Here is a 16,621-nt window from a genome sequence, read left to right as displayed (position 1 = left end):
GATTTAGGTGAGGATAATACAATGACACAAACCCAACTGGCTATTGATAATGTCTTGGCGAGTGCTGAAAGCACAGTGAAAATTAATGAGTTACCAGAAGTTGTCCTGGACTTTATTACCGGGGAACAAACAGGTGTTGCGCGCTCTGGGGGCATTTTCACCAAAGAGGACTTAATTAACCTTAAGCTTTATGTCAGGAAGGGACTCTCTTTACCCATCAAGCAGGATGAAGTGGAAACTTACCTTGGATATAAAAAAATAGATATTCCTGGTCTTGAACCGACAGATATTAAAGTTTTATTTGATGAGATTCATAATCATGCATTAAATTGGAACGATGTTGAACAAGGCGTATTGCAACAGAGTCTGGACTTGGATGTTGCCGCCAAGAATATCGTCAGCACGGGTGATGAAATTATCAATGTGATAAATCAAATGCCAATAACAGTGCGAGTCAAAACCTTGCTGGGTGATATTACAGATAAACAGTTGGAAAATATCACTTATGAATCTGCTGATCATGAAATAGCCACAGCATTAAAAGATATACTTGATGACATGAAGACAGATATCAATAGACATCAGAAAACAACTGAAAATATTAGGAAAAAGGTATCAAATTATAGAATAACCTTGACTGGCGGTGAACTATCATCGGGAAATAAAGTGAATGGATTGGAGCCGCAGGTCAAAGCAAAATATGACCTGATGGAAAAAAACAACATGAGAAAGTCAATAAAGGAATTAGACGAAAAAATAAAAGAGAAGAAACAGAGAATTGAGCAGTTAAAAAAAGATTACGATAAGTTTGTCGGTCTATCTTTTACCGGGGCCGCCGGGGGCATAATAGGTATTGCTATTACTGGTGGGATCTTTGGTGCCAAAGCCGAAAAAGCCAGGAAAGAAAAGAATGCATTAATCCATGAAGTTTCTGAATTAGAAGCGAAAGTTAGCCATCAAAGAACATTGCAAAGCTCGTTAGAGACACTTTCTCTGTTATTCAGTGATATTGGCATTCGGATGGTGGATGCCGAGTCTGCACTTAACCATCTGGATTTTATGTGGTTATCTGTTCTCAATCAAATCAATGAGTCTCAGACGCAGTTCAGTACGATTAACAATGCATTGCGCCTGACTAGCTTTGTTAATAAATTCCAGCAGGTGATTACACCATGGAAAAGTGTCGCAGACTCGGCCCTCCAGCTGGTGCATATATTTGATGAAGCAATAAACGAATATAAAAAAGTATATGGCTAATCCATTTCACCCTGTTTAATCATTTATTATGAGGATTATCACTATGGCTGAAATAAGCACATTTCCGCACAGTGCCCTGAATTACCCAGACGTTAACATTAAAGCTCTGAACCAAGGGGTTAAAAATATATCACATCTTGCTCAGTTGAAAACGGAAGGCATCGAAGTATTACAGGAAAAAGCGTTACGAGTCAGTTTATATTCACAAAGGTTGGATGTTAATGTGCGCGAGTCACTATCAAGTCTACAGGTTAAATTGAAAAATACGCTGGCACAAACCTATTTTACTACCCTGGAGGAAATCGACGAGGCACTTGGAAGTAATGATATTGATGAAGAAAGTAAATCTGAAATGCGTAAAGAACGCCTTGATTTGATTAAAAGTTTGGGTAATGACATCGCTCAACTGAGGAAACTCTTTATCGAAAAAGCGGAGTTACTCGATAAATCGGCTGCTGATCTTCATAATGTAGTCATTATTGAGGGAACCGATAAAGTCTTGCAAGCTGAACAATTACGCCAGAAACAACTGACAGAGGATGTCGGTATAAAAAAACTGGAAATAAAAGAGATAGAGAAAAAAAGGGATAAAATAATAGAAGCTATGGATGTTATCCGTGAGCATAATCTAATTGATGCATTTAAAGATCTTATTCCGACAGGAGAAAATCTAAGTGAATTAGATCTGGCCAAACCTGAACTGGAGTTGATTAAACAGTCATTAGAAATTACCAAAAAAGTATTGGGGCAGTTTTCTGCGGGTTTAAAATATATAGATTTAACTGAAGCACGGAAAAAACTGGATAACCAAATAGATACAATTTCCACCCGTTTAACAGAGCTAAATCATCAGTTAGAAAAATCAGATAAGTTAGTTTCTGGTATTAACGCTGTCATTAAAATTGATAAAGAGAAAAGTGCTGTTGTTGCTGAAGCTGAAAAACTTAGCCACGCATGGCATATTTTTATTAATGAGATAACGGCATTGCAGGGTACTGCACTGAATGAAATTGGGCTATCTAAGCCACTAATAAAACAACAGAGTTATTTAGAGTCATTAATCAAACAGTTCGTTCAGTTATAACACAATGAGTGCTGTTCTAGAATGGTAATGACTCATTTAAGCCGATGCTCACTTAAATGATATTTTATTTCACTGACACTTTCGAGGTTAACTATGCCTAAATATATGGTTCAATCAATGGATTCTGGCACGTTGGGTAAAGTAAAATATTATCGTAAACAGACGATAGATCATCCTAATCACAAAGAGACAGGGGCATTTACTCAAGCTGCTAAAGATGCTTATGCCAGTAGTAAGAATATTAATGCTAAACAGGTGGAGGTCGGCAGTTTTATGAGTGGTCAGCCTGAACCTAGCAATGCAGTATCAGTGTAGCCGGCAGCCTATTTAAATCACCAGTCCAGCCTATTTTGCTGGGCCTGGTGATTAATGTTCAGGATAGACTTTCTCTTTAAACTCGCATAAGTCTTCAATAATGCATGAGCCACAGCGCGGCTTACGAGCAACACAGGTGTAGCGACCATGCAGAATAAGCCAGTGGTGACAGTCCAGTTTAAATTCAGCCGGAACCACTTTGAGTAACTTGGTTTCAACCTGATCCACATTACTACCGGGGGCAAAACCGGTACGGTTACATACGCGGAATATATGGGTATCAACCGCAATGGTAGGCCAGCCAAAGGCGGTATTCAGCACCACATTGGCTGTTTTGCGGCCCACACCTGGCAACGCTTCAAGTGCAGCGCGATCCTCTGGCACTTCGCCTTGATGTTTTTCCAGCAATATCCGACAGGTTTTAATCACATTTTCGGCTTTGGTATTAAATAGACCAATAGTTTTAATATATGATTTGAGGCCATCAACACCCAGATCCAGCATAGCCTGTGGAGTGTTAGCTACCGGATAGAGCTTGGCAGTGGCTTTATTGACACTGACATCAGTTGCTTGCGCCGATAAAAGTACCGAAATCAATAACTCAAAGGGCGTGCTATAGACTAACTCGGTCGTGGGGTGTGGGTCGTTATCCCGCAGGCGAGTCAAAATAGCGACGCGTTTTTCTTTATTCATAAGACTTTCTCTACCACGATATCCCGAGCCTGTGGCGCAGCCGCTAATGCTTTGGCTTTGCGCGCTTTCATTTTTTCATCAATCACATATTTACCGGCTAACAGTAAACCTAAGCCGATAAAAGCGCCCGGTGGCAACATGGCTAACAGGAACGGGCTGTCCAGATGCAAGACGTCAATGCGCAACACTTTTGCCCAGCTTCCGAGCAGCATATCTGCGCCATCAAACAAGGTGCCGTTACCCAAAATTTCACGTAGTGAACCCAAGACAAATAAGGCGCAAGTTGCTCCCAGCCCCATCGCGAGGCCATCCAGTGCAGATAATCCCACTGGATTTTTAGCGGCATAGGCTTCCGCCCGGCCAATCACAATGCAGTTGGTTACAATCAATGGGATGAATATTCCAAGAGACTGATATAAGCCAAAGGCATAGGCGTTAATCAGCATTTGGACGGTACTGACCACTGACGCAATAATCATGACGTAAATAGGAATGCGGATTTCATTCGGCACCCAGCGGCGTAACGCCGATACTGCTGTGTTGGTGCACACTAATACCAGCGTGGTGGCCAACCCTAAGCCCAGTGCGTTGGTTGCCGTTGATGAGACGGCCAGCAGGGGGCAGAGGCCCAGCAGTTGCACTAATGCCGAGTTATTTTTCCATAGCCCTTGGGCGAAGAGGTCTTTTGCTTCACTCATTGATTTTCTCCACAGGCGGGCAAACTATCAAGTTTTGCTGGCAGAGTTTCTAAAAATAGCGCGGTATTTTTCACCGCCTGAACCACTGCTCTGGGGGTAATGGTCGCACCGGTAAACTGATCAAAATCACCCCCGTCTTTTTTCACCGCCCAGCGCTTATCTTGTTCACTTTCTACCTGTTGACCACTGAAATGACTTATCCAATCAGAAATGCGGATATCAATTTTATCACCCAGACCGGGGGTTTCGTGATGTTCGACTACTCGGCTGCCTAGTACGTTACCGCGAAAATCTGCCCCAACCAATAATTGAATAGCACCGGAATAGCCATCTGGTGCGGTAGTTTCAATGGCGGCGGCGACCGGCTGACCCTCTTTGCGTGCCAGATAAAGGCGGTGAGGGGCCATATTACCTAATGCAGGATTTGTGACAACGTAACATTCAGCTTGCATGTCATTGTCATAATACTCAGCGGGAACAACCTGATCCAGCAAGGCTTTTTGCTGTAGCGCCGCCTGATGGACAATGGTGGTTTCGGTCAGGGCATTAACTACTGCCGTCAAGCCAGTGGCACCGGCAGCAAACAGTGCCAGAGTGATGCCGTGACGCCTCATGGTGTTTAGCATAACGGCTCCTTATTTGTGCCCACGCTGATGACCATAAACGCGTGGCTGGGTATAGTGGTCAATCAGCGGAACAGTGATGTTAGCCAGCAGCACAGCAAATGCTACGCCATCAGGATAACCGCCGTAAACACGAATGAGCCACACCAGAATACCAATTAATGCGCCGAAAATCAGTCGCCCACGGGGCGTGGTTGATGCGCTGACGGGATCGGTGGCAATAAAGAAAGCCCCTAGCATGGTGGCACCGGAAAACAAATGCAGCATCGGCGGGGCAAAACTTTGTGGCGCAATCATCCAACTGAGGGCGGCACAAGCGGCTAAAGCCACCAAGAAACTCACCGGAATATGCCAGTGAATCGCTTTACGCCACAGCAGTAACAGCCCACCCGCCAAGAAACCGAGGTTAACCCATTGCCAACCGACGCCCGCTAGCCCCCCAGCAAAAATAGGGTGTTGCAGAATTTGCTCGGTCGGTTGCGAACGCAGGGCGGTTTTAAAGCTATCGAGCGGGGTGGCCTGACTGACCCCATCATAGCCAATCTGCAATTGATGAAGATCCGCGCCGTTCTGGGTAAAACCCGTGAATATAGTTAACAGACTGTCATAGAAACCAACCGGGGTTCCCTGCAAGGGTAGCGGAGGGAGCCAACTGGTCATTTGCACCGGGAATGAAATCAGTAGAACGACATAGCCGACCATGGCGGGGTTAAAGGGATTTTGCCCCAAGCCCCCATACAACTGCTTGGCAATGACAATGGCGAATAACGTCCCTAATACAATCATCCACCAAGGGGCCAGCGGGGGCAGGCTTATCCCCAATAGCAAGCCGGTGAGCAGGGCAGAATTATCCTGCAACCGCATCAAGACGGGCTGTTGACGTAATTGCAAAACAGCGCCTTCGGCTAGCACGGCGGTCACCATGGCCAACGCCATCTGAATCAGGCTGCCATAACCAAAGAAATAGGTCTGGGCGACAATTCCCGGAATACAAGCCAAAATAACCAGCAGCATAATACTGCGGGTGCTACGTTGATTATGTGTAAAAGGGGAACTGGCTATCTGCAACCCTTTGTTATGGGTCGGTGTTACAGGCCTGAATTTCATGAAATTGCAACCATATGTCGAATACTTAACAGAGTTCTCAAACGCAGGCGTTGGTACACTCAGTCGTCAGGAGGATAATACAAGTGCCACATTCTACCCTATTCGGGCAAAGTGTAATACGCTTTAATCATAGGGTTATTATTCATTATATGCAGAAATATTAAGGGGATTCGTGCATTTAATAAACGGCTAATCTTAAGAATTCACTTGCAATTTATATCCGACTAGTAACAAATCCCCCTCGGGAATACTGTTTTTTCTATGAGAATAATTAGGTTTTAGTAACAGAAAAGGAGCCTAACAACTTGATTATAATAGCGACTATTATGGGTGTTTTATTTGTAATTAATTGTAAGTTAAAGACTTATTAACAATTGAAATTAGGGTTGAGAAAAGCGTTGGCATAATGATAAATTAATGTAGTATGCAGGGTAATTATATATTTAAAGAACAATGAAATGATTAATGAAGACATATTGTTTATAGATGAATTAATTGAATGGATTGAAATTAATTTAGAAAAACGCCCCACATTGGATGATGTGGCAAAAATTTCCGGATATTCAAAATGGCATCTGCAACGAAAATTTAAAAGTGTTGTGGGGTTACAATTAGCGTCCTATATACGTGGGCGGGTACTGACTCGTGCGGCGGTTGCCTTGCGTATCTCGCGTCGGCCCATCATTGAAATCTCTGATGAGTTGGGTTTTGACTCACAACAGACGTTTACTCGTACTTTTAAGAAGCGTTTTGGTGTTACTCCCAATAGTTTTCGCCAGATGGAGCAGTGGGATGTGCAAGGGATGCTTCCCCGTTTTAATTTCTATGAGAATTATACGCCAGAAATCAAGCGGATATCTTTACCTCCACAAGAGCTAGTGGGCTTTACCCGACGGCTGGATTTTGATGAACACAATCATTGCAGTGGTCAGCATTCGTCTTGTATGGCCATGAAAGATGAAATTTTGCTCGATTTTTTCAAGGAAGTAAATTTTTCTTGCCAGCGGATCTATTCACTGTTGTCCGCTAAGCCGTCTCAGCAAGGACAGAAAAGTATGTATTACTCGACTGCCATTGATAAAGAGAAACGGCATGAAATTCAGGGACATCGCGAGGTTGATGCGCTGTCTATCCCGGCGGGAGAGTTTTTATCTATTTCCCATCAAGGTAATGCTAAAGAATGTATAAAGTTTTCAATATATCTGTTTAATGAAGTGCTGCCTAAGTTGCGTGATGAGTTCGGCGGCGGTATCGAAATGGAGGTTATTGAGGTGGATAGCTGCCATGCAGAATCTAAATTGCGCGATATTACAGCCGCTTATACTTACCTGATGTCAGTGAACTGACACCCTATTGCAGGGCGTCAGTTCAGTCGTTAATCCGGATTAACAGCTTGGGCGACTTTTTTGGCTTTTACTCGGGCAATGGCTGCGGCGACAGCCGCTTTGCGCGGGTCTTCCTCCACCGCTGCGCTTTCACTTTTCACCGGTTCTGACTCAAGCTGTGCTTGGGCGGCTTTTTTGGCTTTTACTCGGGCAATGGCTGCGGCGACAGCCGCTTTGCGCGGGTCTTCCTCCACCGCTGCGCTTTCATTTTCCACCGGTTCTGATTCAAGCTGTGCTTGGGCGGCTTTTTTGGCTTTTACTCGGGCGATCGCCGCAGCAACTGCCGCCTGACGTGGATCAGTGGCGTTAGTTTCTTCCTCGACGGCAGCCCGTTCTTTCTCTGCCTGACGCGCTCTGACTTGGGCTTTACGAGCTTCACGGGCAGTAATAACCGCACTGTTATCCGGTGTTTGTCCAAGGGGCACAGTGATAGCTGAATCTGTCTTATTAGACTCACGCGCTAAACGGCTGACGGCTGCGTCAACAGTCTGCTGATCAACATCGGTCAGCTTGACGGCAGCTTGTTTGTGGCGCAATTCTCGCGCCAGTTTTTCCCGCTCAAGACGTGCTTGTTTGGCCTCAAACCGCGCTTTTGCTTCGGCAGCGCGCGCGGCTTCTTGATCAAGGGCGCGTATTTCGGCTTTTTCCTGACGGTAATATTGCACCAGCGGAATATTACTTGGGCAAACATAAGCACAGGCACCGCATTCAATACAATCAAATAGATTATGATTGCGAGCTTTCTCATGCTCTTCGCCACGGCTAAACCAATAGAGTTGCTGAGGTAATAAGCCCGCCGGACAGGCATCTACACATAAACCACAGCGGATACAGGATTGCTCCGGCTCGGATAACCCCATCTCAGCTTCAGCGGGAGCCAAAATACAGTTACTAATTTTAACAATCGGCACATCTAAGCTGGGAAGGGTAAAGCCCATTAAGGGGCCGCCCATAATGACTATGGGCTGTTGCTGCGGCATAAAGCCCGCCAGTTTCAACAAATGCAAGACGGGGGTGCCGATCCTGGCCCAGAAATTTCCCGGTTGTGATAATGCATCGCCGGTTAATGTCACTACGCGCTCGATTAATGGTTCGTCGTCAATAATCGCCCGCTTGATAGCTACCACGGTACCGACGTTTTGCATCAATACCCCAATGGATGACGAATGTTTACCGAAAGGCACTTCTTTGCCGGTCAGGATTTTGGTGAGTTGCTTGGCCCCACCTGACGGATATTTAGTGGGGACCACGCGTAGCTGCATTTCATCCTGACCGCGTAGCGCCTGTTGCAGGGCGGCGATAGCTTCGGGTTTATTATCTTCAATGCCAATCAACACCTGCTGAGGTTGCAGCAAGTAGATTAAAATCTGAATCCCCAAGACCACTTCAGTAGCATGGTCTTGCATCAAACGGTCATCAGCGGTGATATAAGGCTCGCACTCAGCTGCGTTGATAATGAGTGTGGTAACGTTGTTCAAACCGCCTTGTAACTTACTGGCGGTGGGGAAACCAGCGCCACCTAAACCGGCAATACCCGCCTGGTGGATCCTCTCCAATAGCACATTTCTATCGCGCTGATGGTAATCCCCCCACGGCTGTTGCTCGCGCCAGCGGTCTTCACCGTCTGGGGTAATATGCACACAGAGTTCCGCCAAACCCGATGGGTGGGCGGTGGTGTGTGGGGCGATGGCGGTAATAACACCGGAAGTTGGCGCGTGTACCGGCACCGTGCGGCCACGACCTATCGTCAGTGGTTGCCCTTTTAACACCTGTTCGCCGGTTCTGACACGCAGTTCACCTTCAGGCCCGAGATGCTGCTGCAAAGGAATAATCATTTGATCCGGCAACGTCGCGATACGCATCGGAACTTGGCTGGATTGCAGCTTCATTTCCGGCGGATGGATACCGCCGTCGAAATCCCAAATTTTGTCGTGTTGATGGACAAAAGTTTGCCGGGCAGAAAACAGCTTAAACATGTTGCTCCACATCTATCATTTTCACCGGAATCATCTGCGAGGCAGCTAATTGGCTAGGAAGATTCTTCACTGGGATGGTGCTTAAATCCCACTTCCAGTTGGCGGTGGTGGTAGCTACCGGGATCATTTCAATGCAGTCGGTCGGACATGGAGCGACGCAGAGGTCGCATCCGGTGCAGAGATCTGACAACACGGTATGCATAGCGCGGGTCGCACCGACAATGGCATCAACTGGGCAGGCCTGAATGCATTTAGTGCAACCGATGCAATTTTCTTCATCGATAAATGCGACTTTGCGTTGTGGGTGGGCGGCAGTTTCGTCACCATCCAGCGGTTGTGGCTCAACGGCCAGTAACTCGGCCAATTTGAGCATCACTTGCTCGCCGCCTGGTGCGCATTTATTTATTTTTTCACCACCAGCCGAAACCGCTTCGGCATAAGGGCGACAGCCGGGATAGCCGCATTGACCACACTGGCTCTGCGGTAAAATAGCATCAACTTGTTCGACGACTGGGTCTTGTTCAACCTGAAAACGACGGGCAGCAAAACCCAGCACTACGCCAGAAATCAACGCCAATGTACTTAATGCCCCAATGGCAATCCATAGCGACATCATTAGAACTTCACCAACCCGGTAAAGCCCATAAAGGCCAATGACATCAGCCCGGCGGTTATCAGCGCAATGGATGAACCGCGGAAAGGCGCGGGAACATCAGCAACGGCCAGCCGTTCACGGATCGCGGCGAATAACACCATAACCAGAGAGAAACCGGCGGCAGCACTGAAGCCATAAACCGCCGATTGCATAAAATTGTGGGATTGATTGACATTAAGCAAAGCCACACCTAACACCGCACAGTTAGTGGTGATAAGCGGCAAAAAAATCCCCAGTAAGCGATAAAGCGTCGGGCTGGTTTTGCGCACCACCAACTCAGTAAATTGCACCACCACCGCGATAACTAAAATAAAGGCCAGCGTCCGTAAATAGACCAAACCAAGAGGTAGCAAAATAAAGCTGTTAACCATCCAGGCGCAAACCGAGGCCAAAGTCAGTACAAAAGTGGTCGCCAGCCCCATACCAATGGCGGTCTCCAGTTTTTTGGAGACGCCCATGAAAGGGCACAGGCCAAGAAATTTGACCAGAACGAAGTTGTTTACCAAAACAGTACCGACAAACAGGAGCAGGTATTCAGTCATTGCGGAGCCTAAAAAGTCATTGCGGAGCCTAAAAAAGCAAAGCCGCCTATTATCCAAAATTGGCGGCCAAAGGACAACAGATGAAGTACAAGGTTATTACGATTTAAGAGGGAAAAGGTATGAAATCGCCTTAATGTTCGATAAACGTATGCTTCACCCGCTGAGAACGTTTGATATAGGGCACAAAAACAGCGGCCGCCAGCAGGGGCCAACCCAAGCTGCGCAAGGCGATATCATCACTGACTGGCGAGAAAGCAAATGCCTTTAACGCTAATAATACGGTGAGTAATAACCACAAAATAAGCCATTTGGGCAAACGCTTTGAACGGCTACAAAACAGCCAGATGACCCATAAAGTATAAAGCCACATCACTAGTGTGGTAACCACAGAGAAATACCATTGCAGGGTAAATGCCTGTGAGTTAGTCACCAAGTATTCTCTGGATTCTGGCGTAAATATCGCCATAGCATAGAGCGCCAACATTAAACTGGCGCTGAGCAATGTCACAATCAGATAGGCCAGTGGAGCCAATAACCAGCCGCCAATACGTTGATATTCTTGCTGTTGAGACATAATAAACCTTATTTATTCATTAAAAGGGATAACCCATCATTAGGGTAATCCCTTATCTGCATCATACTAGCTTAACCCGCGAATACACCCCTCGTCATCTATATCAATATGATAATACGCGGGCTGAGTTCCCAGTCCTGGCATTGTCATGATATCCCCCGCATAAATGCGGACAAATCCGGCACCGGCTGACACCGCACAGGCGGTGATGGGCAACACAAAATCCCGTGGAACATTCTTCAAACGGGCATCGGCGCTGATAGAAAGTGGCGTTTTGGCCATACACAGGGGTAAATGAGCAAAACCTGCCGCCGTGATGGCCGCAAGTTGCTGGCGTGCTTGCGGGGTAAAGGTGATGTCGCGGGCACCATAACTTTGGGCCAAAACCGCTATTTTTTGCTCCAGTGAGGCGCTATCAGGATAAGGCAGAACAGGCTCAGGGGCATGAGCACAGGCATTGATAACTTGCTGCGCCAGAGCGGTCGTCCCGAGGCCGCCTTTGGCAAACGCTTCACTGATTTCGCAGGCAACTGCGCCGGAGGATAGCGCATAGTCGCTCAAAAACGCCAGTTCTTCGGCACTGTCATCAGGGAAGCGATTGACCGCCACCACCACCGGTAAACCATAGCTTTTAGCATGCTGAATATGCCATTTTAGATTGGCGCAACCTTGGCTCAATAACGGGATATTGATATTGAGAATGTCAGCGGGTAGGGGTTGGCCCGGTTTGATGTCAAAAACACCGCTATTAGCTTTCAGGCTACGCAATGTGGCGACCAAGACGACACAGGACGGGGCAATGCCGGATTGGCGATACTTAATATTAAAGAATTTCTCCATGCCCATATCCGAGCCAAAACCGGCTTCAGTCACCACATACTCAGCTAACTGCAATCCCAGACGGTCGGCCAGCACTGAGGAGTTCCCATGTGCAATATTGGCAAATGGCCCCGCGTGGATCAGCACCGGTGTTTGCTCACTGGTTTGCATCAGAGTTGGGTGGATAGTTTCTTTCATCAGCGCGGTCATGGCACCGGCCACGCCCAAATCATCGGCAGTAATAGGGTGCCCGGCGGTGCTGTGGGCTAAAATAATCCGGCCAATACGTTGGCGCATATCATGCAAACTTTCGGACAGCGCTAAAATCGCCATCAGTTCTGATGCGGCAGTAATTTCCACATGGTCGGGCCGTTCCACTCCGTGAGTCCCACCGCCCATGCCCACTCGGATGTGCCGCAGCGCCCGATCATTATGATCAACCACCCGTGGCCAGAGAATTTGTTGGACATCAATATTGAGTAGTGGCATCCCGGTTTGTTGACTAAAAGCCTGCCCTAGACGCTGTTCATGATATAACCGCGCATCCAGCGCCGCCGCCGCCAGATTATGCGCGGCACTGATGGCATGGATATCCCCCGTCAAATGCAGGTTCAGTTTCTCCATGGGCAAGACTTGGGCCGCTCCGCCGCCTGCTGCGCCGCCTTTAACACCAAAAACCGGGCCAAGGCTAGGTTGACGGATACAAGCGACCCCCCGATGACCTAACTGGTTGATTCCCTGACTTAATCCAATCGTCGTGACGGTTTTACCTTCTCCCAGCGGTGTAGGAGTAATGCTGGAAACCAGAATCAGTTTACCCTGTGGGCCACCGGGGCGTAATGCGCTGATATCGACTTTCGCCATATGATGCCCATACGGGATTAAATCCTCTGCGGTCAAGCCTAATTGTTGAGCAATATGCTGGATAGGGCGCAAATGGGCATCAGGATTGGCATCAGATAGCGGGGCGAGATCATTGGCGGTCGTCGGTAGTTTGGGTGTCATGGTGAGGAATTTCCTGTAACTCGAATTATTTAGGCTATAAATCACCGCAAAATTATCACATAAAGCGACCCGGAATTGGCGATACAAATCAATTAATGTGAGGGATAAGTGGCTATACAGCACGATAGGCTAGGTGGTATCACCAGAGACACCATAATCTTGATTGATATTCTAGATATTTAATTTTGTGAGATTTTGAGATGAGCTTCATTTTTTAAAAAAAAATGAAAGAAGTTTTGAATTGAAACTCATTATAAAGCCTTATTGCATGAAAACTGTATATCTACGTGGTCCTATAATCCCATCATTATATTCTATGACGATGGGCAGTCATCTGCCTTTAACAATAAAATAACAGGCAATGTAATTTATGGGAAATCACATTCACTCTTCTTTAGTCTGTGCGGCGCGGTTACTTCGTTTAGCGGGGGTTAATGCCGAGCCCGTGGAGATATTCAGTCGAAATGCGGCTATCGATAGCGCCATGATAGTTACATTTACGTCATTAAAACGGTATTTATCACAATTATCACGCGCGACAGCCACCCGTTTTAAGGTCAAAAAAAAACCGTTAAAGACAATCAAAGCAGGGCAATTACCACTGGCATTTCGTGATACTCAAGGCCGTTTTATCTTATTGGCTGGATTAAATGATAATCAGGCATTATTGCAATACCCTGACAGCAATAAACCTAAAGTGATAACTTATCAACAACTTAGTGAATTATGGGGCGGAGTGGTACTCTGTTGCCACTCTTCGCGTTTTGGTGTTCGTTGGTTTATTCCGGTTTTATTGCATCACCGTAAATCGCTGATTCAAGTATTAGTATTATCAATATTATTGCAGTTCTTAGCATTGATATCACCGCTTTTCTTTCAGGTCATCATGGATAAGGTTTTGGTCCATAATGCACTGACGACACTCGATGTATTAATTATTGTATTGCTGGTGGTTGGGATATATGAAGTTTCATTGAATTTCCTGCGTGAATATATTTTTAGTCATACTACCACTCGAGTGGATATTTTATTGGGTGGAAAACTATTTAACCACTTAATTAAATTGCCATTAAGTTATTTTAAGCAGCGCCATGTGGGGAATATTGTCGCCAGAGTGCGGGAATTAGATAATATTCGTGAATTTATTACCGGCACCGCCCTGACTTTATGCGTCGATGTTGTTTTTACTTTCGTATTATTTATTGTTATGTGGTGTATTTCACCGCTCCTGACCGCCATTATTCTGGGCACATTGCCTTTTTATCTGTTATTGGCGGCACTGACTACGCGGCCATTGCAAAAAAAAGTCGAAATGCTGTGCGGCTGTGCAGCACAAAATGGCGCGTTTTTAACCGAAACTGTTTCGGGGGTCGAAACGGTAAAAAGTTTGGCGCTAGAGCCGCAAATGCAGCAGCGCTGGGAAATACAAACGCGGGATTTTGCCCAAGCCAATTTCCAAGTGCAAAATCTGCAAAACTTCAGCAGTCAATGTGCTCAATTACTGCAAAAGCTGGCAGGGGCACTGGTTATCGTCATTGGTGCCTATCAAGTGATGTCTGTACAGCTCAGTATCGGGCAATTAATTGCCTTTAACATGCTGGCCACTCAGGCATTAATGCCGATGAGTAAATTGGTTGATTTATGGCAACAGAGCATACGAGCCCAAGTTGGACTAATGCTGATATCCGATATATTGAGCTTGCCGGTCGAACACGCTACCGGTGCCGCACCGCCTAACCGCCAAATAAACGGAGATATCACACTGGCAAATGTGACTTTTCGTTATCGCCCTGATCTTGAACCCGTGCTGAATAATTTCTCATTGTCACTGCGTGCGGGCGAGCATATCGGGCTGGTCGGCCCATCAGGCTCGGGTAAAAGTACCGTCGCGCGGTTATTACAGCGCCTTTATATAGCTGAACAGGGAGTTATTAATATTGATGGCTGCCCGATAAGTAATTTCCCTCCTGAATACTTACGCCGTCAAATCGGTGTGGTGATGCAGGAAAATTACCTGTTTAACCGCACAGTGCGTGAAAACATTGCCTATTCTCGGCCAACCGCTTCGCTCAGTGAGGTCGTCGATGCCGCCTGTTTGGCCGGTGCCGACGCCTTTATTCTGGCCTTGCCGCTAGGGTATGACACTGTGTTGTCAGAGGGCGGAACCTCTCTTTCTGGTGGGCAACGTCAACGTATTGCTATTGCCCGCACGTTGCTGGCGAACCCCCGCGTGTTGATTTTTGATGAAGCAACCAGTGCTCTGGATGATGAGTCACAGGCCGAAGTACAGAAAAACATGGCCCAAATTATCGCCAATCGCACGGTTATCACCATTGCTCACCGTCTTTCGACGGTACGGCACTGCCATCGTATCGCCGTCATAACTCAAGGCCGGGTGTCTGAGCTGGCAAATCACGACCAACTGCTGGCCCAAAAAGGCGTTTATGCCCAACTTTGGCAGCAGCAAGCCGTCTTTTCCCTTGGGGGGGCGACATGAAACTGAAGCAATCTCTGGCGACGTTACCGATTTTTAAAGCGCTAAAAAAACGCTGGCAAAGCCATTTTTCAGCCGCACGAACCCGTGATGAATATGACTTTCTCCCGGCTTATCTGGATATTGTTGAGCGCCCGGTAGCACCATTGGCACGGCGTACCGCTTGGTTTTTGACATTGACATTGTTATTGGTATTAATCTGGTCGATTGTTGGGGAGCTTGATATTCATGCCTCCGCCAATGGCAAGGTGATTGTTTCCGAGCATTCCAAGGTTATCCAACCGTTCGAACCGGGGGTGGTAGCAGCAATTAAGGTGCGTGATGGCGACCGGGTGGAAGCGGGCCAAGTGTTAATAGAACTTAACCCTATTGGTATTGATGCCGAGGTTAGCAATATTAACCAACAATTAATGCATCGTTCGCTGGAAGCTGCGCGAATGACGGCGCTACTGACCGATGATCCGCTCACGTCCTTCATCTATCCCCCTAATAGTCCTGATAATTTAGTGGCGGCAGCTAACGCGCTGTTAGCGAAAGAAAATGACGAGGTGAATGCCGAACTGATCCGCCAAAGCAGTGAACAGGCGGTTAATCAAGCTTATATTCAGGCGGGAGGAGCAAATATTGTGCACCAGCAAGCTTTGATGAAAAATATTTATCAAAGGTTACAGGCATTGCGAACACTGGCGAAATCCAAATCCATTGCTGAGGTTGAGGTATTAATACAAGAAAGAGAATGGCTGAATGCCAAGGCGGAAGCCAGTCGCTTACAGAATGAACAAGCTGTTTTGCAGGCTAAAAAACACCATCTAAAGCAAACCCAATTGCACTATTTAGCGGAGAAAAAGCGAAGTTATCAGGAGCAATTGAATAAGGCCCACGAAGTCATCAATCAATTGCAGCAAGAGCGGGTGAAATTGGTTGAAAAACAGCGGCAACAAACCTTACGCGCGCCGGTGGCTGGCGTGATACAGCAGTCCACGGTGCATACGCTTGGCGGTGTGGTTACCAGCGCTCAACCCCTGATGGTGTTGGTGCCGGAAAATTATCAGCTAGAGCTGGATGTGATGATCCTCAATAAAGATATCGGTTTTGTTCACCCCGGCCAAGCGGTAGAGGCCAAAATCGACAGTTTTCCCTATACCCGGTTCGGCACGCTTTCGGGTGAAGTCAAACATATCTCCCGTGATGCTATGGAAGATCAACAGCAAGGTTTAGTGTTTCCGGCCCGTGTCCGGCTCAATAGCGATACGCTAACCGTTGAGGGCAAACCGGTGCGGTTATCTGCCGGTATGGCTGTCAGCGTCGAGATTAAAACTGGCCGCCGACGCGTTATTGATTACTTACTCAGCCCCTTGCAGCAATATCAATCAGAAGCCATGAGGGAGCGTTGA

Annotated in this window: 15 protein-coding genes; 6 read left to right on the top strand and 9 right to left on the bottom strand. The window is 46.8% G+C overall.

Annotated elements, in window-relative coordinates; genetic code table 11:
• Window positions 1–21: 21 nt before the first annotated feature.
• The 3 genes from OVO64_RS03935 (at window position 22) to OVO64_RS03925 (ending at window position 2,656) form a co-directional block, all read left to right on the top strand.
• Window positions 22–1,257, top strand: a complete 1,236-nt coding sequence (locus tag OVO64_RS03935; protein ID WP_038639531.1) for an alpha-xenorhabdolysin family binary toxin subunit A — start codon at window positions 22–24, stop codon at window positions 1,255–1,257.
• A gap of 43 nt (window positions 1,258–1,300) precedes the next feature.
• The gene (locus tag OVO64_RS03930; protein WP_050291733.1) at window positions 1,301–2,341 is read left to right on the top strand and encodes an alpha-xenorhabdolysin family binary toxin subunit B; all 1,041 of its coding nucleotides are present in this window, start codon (window positions 1,301–1,303) and stop codon (window positions 2,339–2,341) included.
• A 117-nt stretch (window positions 2,342–2,458) separates the two neighbouring features.
• A complete protein-coding gene (locus OVO64_RS03925) occupies window positions 2,459–2,656 on the top strand; it encodes a hypothetical protein (RefSeq protein ID WP_200877267.1) in 198 nt (65 codons plus the stop codon).
• A 51-nt stretch (window positions 2,657–2,707) separates the two neighbouring features.
• Here OVO64_RS03925 and nth read toward each other — a convergent pair whose 3' ends face one another.
• From nth to rsxD, 4 genes are read right to left on the bottom strand one after another with little or no spacing between them, the layout of a single operon-like run.
• Window positions 2,708–3,349 carry an endonuclease III gene (gene nth / locus OVO64_RS03920; protein ID WP_038633016.1) on the bottom strand — a complete coding sequence of 214 codons (642 nt, stop codon included), beginning with the start codon at window positions 3,347–3,349 and terminating at the stop codon, window positions 2,708–2,710.
• Window positions 3,346–4,047 (bottom strand): electron transport complex subunit E, encoded by a 702-nt coding sequence (locus tag OVO64_RS03915; RefSeq protein WP_038633013.1) that lies wholly within the window; start codon window positions 4,045–4,047, stop codon window positions 3,346–3,348. Before OVO64_RS03915 ends, nth begins: the two co-directional genes overlap by 4 nt.
• Window positions 4,044–4,673, bottom strand: a complete 630-nt coding sequence (gene rsxG, locus OVO64_RS03910; protein ID WP_050291732.1) for an electron transport complex subunit RsxG — start codon at window positions 4,671–4,673, stop codon at window positions 4,044–4,046. The genes OVO64_RS03915 and rsxG overlap by 4 nt, the downstream gene beginning before the upstream one ends.
• A gap of 9 nt (window positions 4,674–4,682) precedes the next feature.
• Window positions 4,683–5,777, bottom strand: a complete 1,095-nt coding sequence (gene rsxD, locus OVO64_RS03905; RefSeq protein ID WP_050291731.1) for an electron transport complex subunit RsxD — start codon at window positions 5,775–5,777, stop codon at window positions 4,683–4,685.
• A 458-nt stretch (window positions 5,778–6,235) separates the two neighbouring features.
• Here rsxD and OVO64_RS03900 point away from each other — a divergent pair, with 458 nt between their 5' ends.
• Complete coding sequence (locus OVO64_RS03900) at window positions 6,236–7,123, top strand: helix-turn-helix domain-containing protein (protein ID WP_038633005.1); 888 nt, start codon at window positions 6,236–6,238, stop codon at window positions 7,121–7,123.
• Window positions 7,124–7,152: 29 nt separating this feature from the next.
• Here the strand turns inward: OVO64_RS03900 and rsxC are convergent, their stop codons facing one another.
• From rsxC to OVO64_RS03875, 5 genes are all read right to left on the bottom strand, one after another.
• Window positions 7,153–9,138 carry an electron transport complex subunit RsxC gene (rsxC, locus tag OVO64_RS03895; protein WP_267248630.1) on the bottom strand — a complete coding sequence of 662 codons (1,986 nt, stop codon included), beginning with the start codon at window positions 9,136–9,138 and terminating at the stop codon, window positions 7,153–7,155.
• Window positions 9,131–9,754: an electron transport complex subunit RsxB gene (rsxB, locus tag OVO64_RS03890; protein WP_038632999.1), complete on the bottom strand. Its 624-nt coding sequence runs from the start codon at window positions 9,752–9,754 to the stop codon at window positions 9,131–9,133. Before rsxB ends, rsxC begins: the two co-directional genes overlap by 8 nt.
• Window positions 9,754–10,335 carry an electron transport complex subunit RsxA gene (gene rsxA / locus OVO64_RS03885; RefSeq protein WP_025383905.1) on the bottom strand — a complete coding sequence of 194 codons (582 nt, stop codon included), beginning with the start codon at window positions 10,333–10,335 and terminating at the stop codon, window positions 9,754–9,756. The genes rsxB and rsxA overlap by 1 nt, the downstream gene beginning before the upstream one ends.
• A 130-nt stretch (window positions 10,336–10,465) precedes the next feature.
• Window positions 10,466–10,909 (bottom strand): DUF2569 domain-containing protein, encoded by a 444-nt coding sequence (locus OVO64_RS03880; protein WP_038632994.1) that lies wholly within the window; start codon window positions 10,907–10,909, stop codon window positions 10,466–10,468.
• Between the two features lie 66 nt (window positions 10,910–10,975).
• Window positions 10,976–12,733, bottom strand: a complete 1,758-nt coding sequence (locus OVO64_RS03875; protein WP_038632991.1) for a formate--tetrahydrofolate ligase — start codon at window positions 12,731–12,733, stop codon at window positions 10,976–10,978.
• 370 nt (window positions 12,734–13,103) lie between these two features.
• Between OVO64_RS03875 and OVO64_RS03870 the strand changes: the two genes are divergently transcribed.
• Entirely contained in the window at window positions 13,104–15,230 is a 2,127-nt protein-coding gene (locus OVO64_RS03870) for a peptidase domain-containing ABC transporter (protein WP_038632988.1), read from the top strand.
• Window positions 15,227–16,621, top strand: coding sequence for an HlyD family type I secretion periplasmic adaptor subunit (locus OVO64_RS03865; protein WP_038632985.1), 1,395 nt, complete (start codon window positions 15,227–15,229; stop codon window positions 16,619–16,621). Before OVO64_RS03870 ends, OVO64_RS03865 begins: the two co-directional genes overlap by 4 nt.

Source organism: Yersinia sp. Marseille-Q5920 (assembly GCF_946902935.1).
GTDB classification, from domain to species: domain Bacteria; phylum Pseudomonadota; class Gammaproteobacteria; order Enterobacterales; family Enterobacteriaceae; genus Yersinia; species Yersinia rochesterensis.
Note: the sequence above shows the minus strand (reverse complement) of the source record. Positions and strands in the feature narration are given on the sequence as shown.